Origin of the sequence: Paenibacillus sp. P46E, from assembly GCF_001909095.1 — a bacterium.
Lineage (GTDB): Bacteria > Bacillota > Bacilli > Paenibacillales > Paenibacillaceae > Paenibacillus_AQ > Paenibacillus_AQ helianthi.
On the sequence record NZ_LVYZ01000025.1, the window covers coordinates 132,091 to 144,746 of the forward strand.

Here is a 12,656-nt window from a genome sequence, read left to right on the forward strand (position 1 = left end):
TGCGTGGCATTCAGGCGGCGTAAGAGCGGCACCGGGGCTGCATTGCGTGGCATTCAGGCGGCGTAAGAGCGGCACTGGGGCTGCATTTCCCCTACAGAGCTCACTCGCTATCCCGGCATTGAACCGGCATCGTCCCGATCTTGCGCTAAGTGGAAAAAGGCAACCTAATTCGTTCGATTTGGCCCGTTTTGAGCATTTAGGTGGAAAAAGTAAACCTAATCCTCCTCATTCGGCCGAATTTCGCTTATTTACGCTGATTTAAGTCTACTTTTTCCCACTAACATTCACTGCAGCTTTCCGCCTAAGGAAATAAGTGTATAAATTCCCACTGAATATATACGGAGCTGACGGATGGCTCACCTGAATTAGCGTTTGTCCATGGCATAGCTGCCTGACGCAGCAATTTCGGGGAGCCTAGCTCCATAAAACGAAGCAGAGGCTAACAAACTTTTGAGGATAGGCTTCCGAGGCCGTTTTTTTCGTAGCTGAATCGGGGTATATTATTCAAAAAACTTTGAGGAGGTCCAACTATGGCTCACAGCGAGGAATTGCACCAGGCCGGATACCGCCTGCTAAACCAGCTCAACGAAGATAGACAGCATCCGCCTGCCGGGGCGCTGTCCAGCGAAGAGCTTATACGCAGATGCAGAGACAGCATTGGCAGCGAAGCCGACGCAGGCATACGGGGGAATCTTGAGAATCTGGCCGGGGTGATCGAGGCCTATCTGTCGCAGCGCGCCTCAGCGGATGCACTGGATTTTTACTTGTCCCAGCAATTCAACATTCAAGCCGTAAATATCCTGGAATTGATGAAGGGTCTTGCCGGGTTAAGAGCGGACGGCGGTACGCAGGAGATCCTTTTTCCTTCACCTTCTGACCCCTACACTCTTCCCAAAGTCAGTGTAATTATTACTACTTATAATAGAAAAGACTTCCTGGACCAGGCCATCCAGAGCATCCTGCGTCAGGATTACCCCCATAAGGAGATTACGGTGATTGACGACTGCTCCAGCGACGGTACGGCAGAACTCATGAGCCGGAATTATGGCGATAATCCGCGTGTAATCTTCATGCAGAATGAGACCAATCAAGGCCCGGGGAATAACCGGCGCAAAGCGCTTGCCGCTCATGGTGACGGTGAGTATATTCTGTTCCTGGATGACGACGACTATCTGATTGACCGGAGCTACTTCAGCCGCGCTGTCCATTTCCATCAGGAGCAACCGGAGATTGCTTTTGTAGCTGCGAATGTGTTCCTGGAGTATTCCAAGACCGAACAGCTGAAGCCTTCCAGCCTGCAGCTAAACCGGATTACCCCGAAGGAAGCCTACTTCAAGAATTTCGAACAAAAGGGGTATCCCAAACCAGCCTCAACCCTGACAGCGGTCTTCAAGCGGGAAACGCTGATGACAATGGATATTCTGAACATGAACATGGTCAACGACGCTTCGATTTACCTGCGTGCCCTGCTGATCGGGGATGCCGGGTTTATCGACACCCTTGCCGGAGTGTACCGGATTCATGGCAACAATATTACTTTTAACCTCAGCCAGTCCTTTCTGATCGAGAATTTGGAGGAAAAACGGCTGATCCGCAATATGGCCATCGAACGCTACGGCTACAGCAAGACGGAAATGAACGAATGGTTCAACCATAATGTGTATGACACCATCTCGTATTACCTGATGAATTCCGCCAAAAGCCACACCGATTTCAAGTCAATGTACAGCTGGGCCAGCGAGCATTGTCCCAAGGCCTACAGCCAATTAAAGCGCCAGTTCCGCACCAAGCTGATGAAAAAGCAGCTGCTGCGCGTGTCGTTTGTCCGGGCATTGCTGAACCGGTAGACTTTCCTGCGATGATGATAAAAAAGGATGATAGTGTGCATGGGCACAGACTACCATCCTTTTTTTGGTTGGGCAGCCCTGATCCGTGTGATCCTTAAACCTCCCCCAGCAGCCGATCCAGCAGCCCAAACGCCGTTTCCAGACTCGCCTTGGGAATGCCGCTGTACAAATCGCCAATGCTCAATTCATAAAAACACGACGACTCGCTGCTCTCCCTCAAACGCGGAGTAAAGCCTACACCGGTTGCTGTGCTGACCTGGGTCAGAATCAGCTCTACCTTCACCTTGGACAGGGCAAAATGCACATGGAACATGTTCGACACCGGCACTTCCGGCAGAGTACTTACGTTAGGACAGCCGTTGAACAGAGCCGCAAGCTCCTTGGCCTCCGCATAATATTGAGCCATCTTGTCCACTCTCTGCCGGTAATAATGCCGTGAGGAGATAATGTATGGATACAGGCTGATCAGATCGCCGCCATGCCGCCGTTTCCAAATTTTCGATTCTTCGGTAAAGTCCGCACTTCCCGCAAGAATGGCCCCGGCAATTCCGCCAATGCCTTTATAAAAGGAGATATATACGCTGTCGAACAGGCTGCAGACTTCAGCGGCAGTTTTGCCGTAATACGGCAGCACCTCAAACAAACGCGCGCCGTCCAGATGCAGCATAATCCCCTGCTCACGGCAATAGGCGGATATTGCTTCAAGCTCTGCATACTCCGGAAGCTGTCCGCCAATCTCGCGCTGCGGCAGCTCCAGCAGGAGACAGGCTACTCCCTGACCCATGTTCATCACATCTTCAAGTGTAATCAGACGGTCCTTGTCAGCGAGCAGCAGCGGCTCCAGATGATGCAGCTCTTTTAACCCATCCTGCTCATGTATCTCCAAGTGGCAGAGCGGGTGGTACGCTACAGACTTGCTGCCCTTACGGTCGCTCCAGATTCGAAGTGCAATCTGCTGTGCCATCGTACCGCTCGGGAAAAATACAGCCGCTTCCTTCCCCAGCACCTCTGCCATCTCCGCCTGAAACCCCTCGATCAGCTCACCTGTACCGTACATGTCACTGACCACACTATCCTCTACCCCGGCAAAAGCTTCCTTCAACACCCGGATCTCCCGTTTGCCGTGGCCTGCCAGCTGTATTGGAGCCGCATTAAAAGCTTCTAATAAGGTTTGGCTGTTATCGCTCATCGTTTTGCTAATATCCATACTCCTAACTCCCCTCTCCGCCTGCTTGGGTCTAGCCCATCTGACAAAATTATATCATTTTCCGCCGGAAACCCCCTTTTTTTCAAAAGTTCACGGTTTGTTCCCCGCTGTTCAGGTGAAATTAATGCATCGCTGTGCTACAATATTGGAATTGCAAAGGCAATCGCTTAGGGAGGTTTATTACAACACCATGCTCATTATTGGTATCGCCGGCGGGACCGGCTCCGGCAAAACGACGGTAGCACGCTCCGTCATTGACCGTTTGGGAACAGACAAAGTGACGTTCATATCTCAGGATAACTACTATAAAGACCATTCTTACCTCAGCTTCGAGGAACGCGGAGCGATCAATTATGATCACCCGCTTGCCTTTGATACGGAGCTGCTGATCGAGCATTTGGATTGCCTCCAATCCGGACAGGCTGCTTATGCCCCGGTGTATGATTTTACGATTCACGCCCGCTCTACCGACAAGACCGTTGAACTGCTGCCGAACAATATCGTTATCGTAGAGGGTCTGCATGTGCTCTCCGATGAGAAGCTCCGCGGGCAGCTGAATATTAAGGTTTTTGTCGATACCGACCCGGATGTGCGCATCCTCCGCCGTGTACTGCGGGATATCGAGGAACGCGGACGGACGATCCGTTCCATCCATACCCAGTATCTGACCACGGTCAAACCAATGCATGAAGCCTTTATCGAGCCGTCCAAGAAATACGCCGACCTGATCATTCCCGAAGGCGGGCAGAATGAAGTAGGCATCCAGCTGCTGTCTGTACTTACAGAGAAATATCTGTCAGGCGACCATCAGTGGACCATGAAGTAAAAGTTGAAGATTGTACAGGCCGCCGGGAGCTCCCGGCGGCCTTTTTGTGTAGAACGAGATTTCACCTTGCACCGGTTATGGACAGACCTGCTTTTTCCATATTGGACCGGATGCAGAATTTCTTATTGGTTATTCAGCTTGTTGATTATTATTTTTTACAGATTGATCATGAGGCACTCTGACGGTTACGGAAGAAGTCTCTTTATTCCCTGCTTTATCGGTTATCGTATACGTAATTGTGTAGATACGGCCCACTGCCTTATCCTTCCCTTTTTCCGCGCGTAAACTAAAGGATGTGGCTGCTGTTCCTACACTGGCTTGAATATCGCCTTGACCACTGTCCGGTTCATTGATCGTAATGGAGGTTAATATTACCGATTCAACCCCTGATGTAGCATCACCCGGGTTCAATGCAGCGTGAATCGTCACCATTTTATGATTGGCCGGCCATAGGGTTGTTGTATCCAATTGGACGGTTAGCGCTGGCGCCGTCTTGTCTATCTTCAGTTCGAGGGTTTGGATAGGCTCGACATTGCCTGCCTGATCCGTGCTACGATAGCCTACGGTATAGACCCCTTCACCAAAGGCGGGAATAGATCCGGTATACGGGGTCCATTCCCCGTTATTGATCTGGTATTCCGTTCTCGCCACACCGGATACATTGTCGCTTGCCGCTAAGCTTACAGTAACCTCCGATGTATACCATCCGGATTCTGCAGGACTCGCGGAGCCCAAACTGGCTGTGGTGACCGGCGCGGTATGATCCAGCTTAAACGTCCGGGTCTTTGGATATTCGGCTCCTCCGGCCGCATCCGTTGAATAATAGGCTACGGAATATTGCCCATCCTCATTAAATGTAACCGGACCGGTGTAGTTGCTCCACATCGTTCCATTATCAACGCTGTACACTGCGCCGGTTACAGTTCCTCCTGCTTCAGCGGCAGTAAGAGTCAACGACACCGGGCTAATATACCAGCCCTGCTCCCCATCCGGTAATGCCGGTGAGAATGAAGCCGTCGTGACCGGTGTTTTCTTTTCCATAGCCAGCCACGCCAGTACAGGATCACTGCCGCTGACCTTACTTACGCTAATTTGTACATTCTGAGCTGTAGCCAGCGTAAATTCTATCTTCTCCTGATCGGCCAGGGTTGCTTTGTTGATGGTAAAGCTCTTAGAAGCAAGTACGCTGCCGTTGGCATCCTTGGCTGAGAAGGTCATGCCGCGGGTGGCTCCCCACCATTCCTTATAGCCGGAAATCAACGTGTAGGTTCCAGGGTCCAAATGAACGGTGTAGTTGATGCTCTTATTGGAGTAAGCCCACCAGCCGCTCTCATAAATACTGCTGGTACTGGAGTGATACCCAATGTCAGTACCGATTTTACCAGTGTAGCCCCATTGTCCGTTGTATGCCTGATCAGACACTGCGTTTACCAGCTGTCCGCCCAGTTTAGCCTTAGCCGCGTTATAAAAAGCGGAATTGCCCTGGGAACCCCCGCTGATGAAGTAGGTTAAACCTGCATTTACCACATCAACCGTGGCACTCACTTGATATCCGGGCAATGTGCCCGTAATCTTCACAGATGTATAAGGACTAAAGGTCACACCAGCCGTATTCCAGATGACCGGCACCGTAACCGTGTTCCCTGCAGCATTCACCGCTTGAAGTGTTGCCGGAAGGCCGGAGGCCCCTTCCCCCGTGGTCACCGCATATTCCGTAGGACTGCTCACGGAGACAATGATGTTCGGGTCGATGATATTGAAGTCTTTGGTCATCACACCGCTTGATTCCATACCCTCTGCATAGGCAACCGCCTTGAGAATCGTGCGGCCCAGCGTCAAAGTGACCGGAGTGGTATAGAGCGTACTGTGATCCGTAGGTTCTGTACCGTCAGTCGTGTAATAGATCTTGGCTCCGTCGGCCTTACTAGAAAGTGTTATGGTCTGATCTGAAGTGTATCTGCCGCCCTCTTCGCTTGCTGCCGGCAGCGGGGCAACCGGCCTCGTGAGGTTGTTCGCATACACCTGGACCTCAAGCATGCCGTTCTCCCAACTGGCTGTGGAATTGCCATTGTGTGCATTAATGACGGAGGTGACATAGAGCCGCACATACCGGTATTTCCCCCCCAGTGTATTGCTTTTGAAGCCCGTCATTTTATTTTGGGTCTCATCCGCCAGGATTGTCCAGTTCTTGTTGTCATTGCTGCCTTGTACCGTATAGTCGTAATAGGCTTCGGAACCATTGAATTGCTTGAAGCTGATATCCACGCGGGAAAGATCGAATATCTCCTGCAAATCAATTGTTACTGCGTATGGGACCTTATTTTGCTGATAGTACAGTGTACCTGCTGACCAGGTATCCGCCTCATCGTAGGAACCATCGTTAATGTACTTCAGCAATTTGCCGGAAACGACATTGTCTTCACCTTCTACCGGTTTGCCTTGCGAAACATTGGATACATCCGGGAAATGAAATGCTCCGGTCACAGGGTCGAGTGACCACCCCTCTGTATAGCCCATGGTCATGGTGTGTGTGGTACTGTCGATGTTCAAGGGCAGCCACACATAAGCGGAGGTGCCTAGAGCCTCGGGATTCCAGCGGTCGCCCATGTATACATATTGCCTGCTGCCATCTGCCGCAGCAATCTCCATAATATTGGTGGGCTGGCTGTAGAAGGTGGTGTTGTTGCCCACGGGCTGGAGAGCCGACCATCCGCTTGGATTACGGATATCGGTGGTGAAGGAATACATGGCCTGATTCGGATACCAGCCTGACTGACTGGAGGTAATGATATAGTAGACGTCATTAGCCTTGATCATGGCAGGCGCTTCCCTCCTGCCGCCGCTGAATAGCAGATAGGAGTTCTGCCAGTCAACATTCGTGCTGTTCTCCGTAAGCTTGTACACGCGCATGTTCTGCCAATCCTGTGTGCTGATCAGGTAAGCTTCACCGGTGCCGGGATCCTGATAGACGGTGAAATCGCGGGAGCCATAACCCCATTTGCCGTCCGTTCCCGTATAGGACTCATCTTTTTCATTAGGGTCTCCTACATAACCCACACCCGGACGGAAATTATGAAGTACGGTGTAGTGGCCGTCCACTGAACCTGCGGAAGCAATCAGAATATGGGAATTCCCATAGCTGGTTCCGTTCTCCCAGTGGGCGAACAGAACAAACTTCCCGCTGGCCTGATCATAAATCAGCTTCGGACGCTCCATATTGAACTGCTGGGTCTGGGGGCTGATGAGCCCGGGCGTTGTAGCTGTGGTATATCCAGGGTTTGTCGTATTGGACAGGATCGTAGACACAAATTCCCAGTTAAGAAGATCCTTCGATCTGTACAGATTAATGCCTGTAGTATTATGGGAATTGCTTGATTTATTCTCTCCGACCCAATAATACCAGCCGCCCTGCTGCACGAAGCCTCCGCCGTGGGCCTGGATGGAGTTTCCGGTACTGTCATTCCACGCCGCACCAACCGGAACACTTGTATAGAGACCCGCAGGTGGTGTACCGTTGACGGTCAGTTCACTTGCCCTTCCGGAAGTGGTAGCGCTTACAGTAACAGACATTGCAGGAATCATTCCAATAATAAGGATTAGGCCAAAGAAACCTGCCAGAATACGTTTCATTCCAATGTGTTTCTTGTTCATTTCTACAGCTCATCTCCTTTTTTCTACTGCTGTTAAAATAACAAGGCACTTCAAATACGTCCTGCGGCTGCATCTTCCTCCTCCCCGGAATTAGGTGATGATACGTGTTCTCCGTGAATTGTAAGCCCTCTCTCAGGCGTGCGTATAGTGAATTATTTAAACTTTTAGGGACATTCCATAGCTTTTGCGGATTTTACGTTGATTCGCTGTCCTCTTTATTCCATTTCCAAAACTGACTCACTACTAATGATCGTACCGTTATTTTTCCCTTCACAAATCTCTTTCATTGAGCCTGGCTTGTCAAAGTTGAACACATGCATGGGCAGATTGTAATCTCTGGCTAAGATGAACGCTGACTGATCCATTACCTTTAAGTTATGTTGTAAAACATCGTTGTAATGAAGGGATCTGAACTTCCTTGCATCTTTATCGTACTTTGGATCCGCATTTAGAACACCATCCACACCTTGTTTTGCAACTAACAGCGCTTCACAATTAACTTCGATTGCTCTTTGAACTGAAGGATAGTCTGTTGTAACGTAGGGTTGCCCGTTTCCTCCTGCAAAAATTACAATGTAGCCCTTTTCCAGATGGTGTACTGCTCTTAGTCTGATGTATGGTTCAGCAACTGAGGTAATGGGCATTGCTGTCATTACACGAACTTCTTTGTTCGTTTTGGCTTTAAGAACTCCTCGAAGCATTAAGCTATTGATAACAGTTGCAAACGTCCCAATGTTGTCAGCTTCTGCTCTTTCTATTCCCCAACTGTCCGCCATATTGCCACGAAAAATATTCCCGCCGCCTATAACCAGGGATACCTCAACACCTAAGCTCACAACTGACATAATTTCGTTAGCAATGTGATCCAATCTCTCAGGATCAAAACCAAATTCCGTGTTTCCAGCGACTGCTCCACCACTTAGTTTAATAAGAACTCTTTTGTACCTTGTCAACTTTTACACCTCCGTAAAATAAAAAACACTAAAGCAACGAACGCTTTAGTGTTTCATGGAACGAGAATATGAAATGGTAACCGTCGGCTGATTGTAGTCCTTCCGTTTCCTCCTCATATTCTCACCCCTTCCAGTAATTTTTCATCAACTTATTCTATACTCTATTGAAGCAATATTCAATGGTGGAGAAATATGCAGTAAAAAGACAAACCTTGTTGACGATACGTACTCCGAAGACATTCTGAACGGCAAGGCGTTGTGGAGAGTTACGGCAGATTTTGACCTTCTCTCTTACTCATCTATTCATACTGCATAGTAACGACGCCAGCATATTGGGCAAGGCTTCCCTTGGACACGTTCAACGTCTTCACATCTGTCGTCCGTGCCCCGGCAGCCTCGAGGAATTTGTCTACCTTGGCGAAGAAGATCCTCCCGAGAATACCCAATGCCTTCGTGCTATAATGCATCGGAATCGCTACAGTCGCTTGCAATTGGCGCATCACTTGAACGGCCTCCGGCCCATCGAGCGTCATTCTCCCCCCTACGGGAACGATGAGAACGTCCACTTTGCCGATTGCTTGGACTTGTTCCTCTGTGAGCAGATGCCCCAGATCCCCGCAATGGCAGATCGTCAGTCCGTCCATCCGGAAGCGGAAAACAATATTGGGCCCTCTTTTCTTGCCGTTCACCTTATCGTGGAAAGTCTTGAATCCGCTTATGATCACATCGCCGCGGTTGTATTCCTTCGGTTCGTTCACAAGCAAGTAACTGCCCGAAGCGGCCTTAACCTTATTGTGATCGCCATGATTATGCGTAACCCCGACAATATCCGATTCAACCGGAACCGGCATACGGTAGCCAAGAAACTTATAGTAGGGATCGATGAGAATCCTCGTTCCTTCATCCGAAGTCAGCAGAAAAGAAGAATGCCCATACCATTTTATCTGCATAAGTAACTTACTCCTTCAGTTATTAGAATGACAGCCGTTTGCTCTCCATCTTCTTAAACACTTTAAAATAAACCCACGCCGCATTGATCAGCAGCAGCCCACCCGTAACTATAAATACGTATCTGCTGCCTAGCCAGGCTGCCACCTGCCCGCCTAAGACGGAGCCTCCGAATACGCCCAAATACCCTGCCGACATGGTAAACCCGAAAACTCTTCCCGTAATAGCAGACGGCGTAATCTTCTTGATCAGGATATTTACAGAAGGGGTCAACCCCGCTGCTGTGAGCCCTAATAAGAAACGAAGGATCATTAACTGCCACGGATTATTTACGAATGCTTGCGGTATGAAAATGATTCCTGCCGCGACAAGGGCAATCAACATCACCTTATGCGCCCCAATTTTGTCAGACAGCTTCCCCAGCCTTGGAGCAGCAACGATATTGGCCAGTCCCGAGGCCGAGAACGTGATGCCTGCGATCAGAGCAACATGACTGAGATTGCGGGACAACTGGGCAATATAGACGGTGAGAATCGGTTCCACCGAATACAGCGCCACAGTTAATATGAAGAAGGTTACGAACATCGTAATCATCAAGCTCTTCTCCGGAATAAGCGTCCAGATCTCTTTGGCACTATGCACTTGTTTATCTTCGCGCGTAAACGTTTCTTTTACGAATAAGGCGGTTGTAAGGAAGGCAATCAGCAGCAGCGCACCTGTACTAAAAAATACATTTTGCATACCGAAGTTCTCTTCCACAAAACCGCCAATCATGGGCCCCAGCAAGGAACCTGCAATGCTTGCGGTAGACAGTGTGCCTAGCGCATAGCCCGCGTGTTCTTTATCCGTCTGAGTCGCAATTAATGTCGTACAGGCTGTGCCGTACCCGGTTATGACTCCCTGCAATAATCTTAACCCAATCAATACGTACACATGATGTGCAAAGCCCATGCAGCCGATCACGATAGCCATGCCCAGGCTTGCCCGCAACAACATGGGTTTGCGCCCGAATCTGTCGGCGGCTGCACCCCAAATAGGGGAGAAAATAGCCGAGATAATAAAGGTAATGCCAAAAGCAATTCCAGAAAATTGGGCGACTGCGCCTGAATCATGAATTCCCAGATGCTTGATAAAAAGCGGTAATACAGGCGCAATCTGACTCATTCCCACGCCTGTTACAAACATCCCAAACCAGCATACGAACAAATTTCTTTTCCAAATCGGCATAGCAACAAGCCTTCTTTCCGCTTTCTTTGCTCCGCGGCCCAGACCTTAAAGAATACCCAAAGAATCGATCCAAGCTTCAACGGTCAGCACGTCCGCCTGACGAGGGAACACCTTCTCGACTAGAACTCGGTGAACCTCGGGATCGCCATCGACACATGCGTCCGAGAGAACCGTGAGCGCATAATCTCGATCCGCCGCTTCCCGCAATGTCGACAGCACGACACCGCTTGTGGCAACCCCGCTCAGAATCAGCGTGTCGATCTGGCGGGACCGGAGGATGATCTCAAGGTCACTGCCGGAGAACGCGCTGACGCGAAACTTCGTGACGATCGGCTCGCCCGGCTCAGGCTTTACGGATTCATGAATTTGCGTCCCTGTGTCCGTCGTGATCATTCCGCCGTATTGAGGAATTCTGGCTGACGACCTGTTGCGCGGGTTGAGCTCGGGGTAACCTTCGCGGAATGCGATTCGCACGTAAATAACCGGGATAGCGTGCTCACGCGCGGCTTCCACCGCTTTTTGAACCGGAAACAAGTCCTCTGGTGCAAAACGAGATACAATGCCGTTCTGCATATCCATGACCAACAGTGCCGTTCTGTTGTGATTTTGCATGTGTTGTAAGCTCCTTCTTATTATGATAACATTAAATGGAGACCTCTCCATTTGATATTAACCGGAGAAGTCTCCGCTTGTCAAGGCGACTAACTTTTGAATTTTAGGAAGTGAAGCTATCCATGTTTGATTCACAGACACCTCAACCCCGCTTAGAACGCCGCGATGCTGCGGAGAATCGTCAGCGCATATTGGACGCGTCGCTTCGACTCTTCGAGCAGAATGGCGTGGAACAAGTCAGTATGAACCAAATTGCCGCAGCAGCGCAGATCGGTCCGGGAACGCTGTATCGCCGTTATAAAAACAAAAGCGAACTGTGTCTGGATTTAATGAGAGAAAATATCGTCCTCCACTTCGAGAATATCGAAGCGTATTTGACGCAAAACCGGACAAATTCGCCAAGCCAACGATTGAAGGGGGTTCTTGACTTATTTATCCGTTTCAGGGAAAAGAAGTCCCAGTTGCTTAAAGGAGTCGAAGAATCCGCAGCGACGAATCGATTTAAGTCTCGGACGCAAAGCCCTTTATATATCGAACTGCATCAGCTGTTAGTCGAGCTGTTCGACGAAATGAGCGTAACCGGGCAGCCCAAACCGAACAGCGTCTTCAAGGCCGATATGCTACTGATGGCTTTAAGCAGCGATTCCTATTCCTTTCAAAGAGACGAGCGTGGATATTCGCCCGAGATGTTCTTGGAACAAATCTGTTTGATATTCAATTCGCAGCCATGATTAGATTTTGAATGACTTACTATCAATAAAGCGGCGGCCTGGACGAAATAACGTCGGGGACGGCCGCTTTTTTTATAATCCGCTTAATCTCGCAGCACCACGCTTCACCCTATTTGTGATAAGGCAGCTATAGAGCCAGATTTAATAGCACCATGTTGGGTGCCTTTCTTCTCGAATATGATCGAACAAAACACAAACAGGGTTCATCTCAACATAGTGACCTTTGTATCGCCATGTTGAGATGAACCCTTATTTGATAATTATCATTTCACGTCAGTTTGCTTACTTAGCCCGTTCATAAAGAGTTCATAAAGACAATGTACCGTAAACGCAGTAGATACTACAAGCTGTGCAGTATGTCTTATAACATTTGCCTAGGAGGACATTGTATATGTATCAACCTCTTTCCGCCAAAACCGGCGGAGGGGCTTTTATTTTCCGCAAGCCAAATCCCCCTAGGTACCGCATCGCCCTTCCCAAAATGTCATATTACTTCACACAGTTACTCGAAACCTCCGCAGATCAAACCGAAAACACAACCAAAAATTCTATTTAGCGTTATATTTCTTCACTGGTAGCGCTTTATCCGATGAATTGGGGGTTGATTATTTTCAGGCCATCCTCTATGATAATCTCATCAGGTTATTTATAAAG

General features: G+C 49.3%; 9 protein-coding genes. 3 read left to right on the forward strand and 6 right to left on the reverse strand.

What is annotated here, in order from left to right:
* The first annotated feature begins 530 nt into the window (after nucleotides 1-530).
* Nucleotides 531-1,847: a glycosyltransferase family 2 protein gene (locus A3849_RS04955; protein ID WP_074110417.1), complete on the forward strand. Its 1,317-nt coding sequence runs from the start codon at nucleotides 531-533 to the stop codon at nucleotides 1,845-1,847.
* A gap of 94 nt (nucleotides 1,848-1,941) precedes the next feature.
* Here A3849_RS04955 and A3849_RS04960 read toward each other — a convergent pair whose 3' ends face one another.
* Nucleotides 1,942-3,054, reverse strand: a complete 1,113-nt coding sequence (locus tag A3849_RS04960) for a threonine aldolase family protein (protein WP_256700654.1) — start codon at nucleotides 3,052-3,054, stop codon at nucleotides 1,942-1,944.
* Nucleotides 3,055-3,244: 190 nt separating this feature from the next.
* Here A3849_RS04960 and udk point away from each other — a divergent pair, with 190 nt between their 5' ends.
* Entirely contained in the window at nucleotides 3,245-3,880 is a 636-nt protein-coding gene (gene udk / locus A3849_RS04965; protein ID WP_074110418.1) for a uridine kinase, read from the forward strand.
* A 129-nt stretch (nucleotides 3,881-4,009) separates the two neighbouring features.
* Here udk and A3849_RS04970 read toward each other — a convergent pair whose 3' ends face one another.
* From A3849_RS04970 to A3849_RS04990, 5 genes are all read right to left on the reverse strand, one after another.
* Entirely contained in the window at nucleotides 4,010-7,531 is a 3,522-nt protein-coding gene (locus A3849_RS04970) for an OmpL47-type beta-barrel domain-containing protein (protein WP_074110419.1), read from the reverse strand.
* A 215-nt stretch (nucleotides 7,532-7,746) separates the two neighbouring features.
* Nucleotides 7,747-8,484, reverse strand: coding sequence for a UMP kinase (pyrH, locus tag A3849_RS04975; RefSeq protein WP_074110420.1), 738 nt, complete (start codon nucleotides 8,482-8,484; stop codon nucleotides 7,747-7,749).
* A 299-nt stretch (nucleotides 8,485-8,783) separates the two neighbouring features.
* Nucleotides 8,784-9,434: an MBL fold metallo-hydrolase gene (locus A3849_RS04980; RefSeq protein ID WP_074110421.1), complete on the reverse strand. Its 651-nt coding sequence runs from the start codon at nucleotides 9,432-9,434 to the stop codon at nucleotides 8,784-8,786.
* A 22-nt stretch (nucleotides 9,435-9,456) separates the two neighbouring features.
* Nucleotides 9,457-10,659 (reverse strand): multidrug efflux MFS transporter, encoded by a 1,203-nt coding sequence (locus A3849_RS04985; protein ID WP_074110422.1) that lies wholly within the window; start codon nucleotides 10,657-10,659, stop codon nucleotides 9,457-9,459.
* Nucleotides 10,660-10,704: 45 nt separating this feature from the next.
* Nucleotides 10,705-11,271, reverse strand: a complete 567-nt coding sequence (locus A3849_RS04990) for a cysteine hydrolase family protein (RefSeq protein ID WP_074110423.1) — start codon at nucleotides 11,269-11,271, stop codon at nucleotides 10,705-10,707.
* Nucleotides 11,272-11,393: 122 nt separating this feature from the next.
* Between A3849_RS04990 and A3849_RS04995 the strand changes: the two genes are divergently transcribed.
* Complete coding sequence (locus A3849_RS04995) at nucleotides 11,394-12,002, forward strand: TetR/AcrR family transcriptional regulator (RefSeq protein ID WP_074110424.1); 609 nt, start codon at nucleotides 11,394-11,396, stop codon at nucleotides 12,000-12,002.
* Nucleotides 12,003-12,656 lie beyond the last annotated feature (654 nt).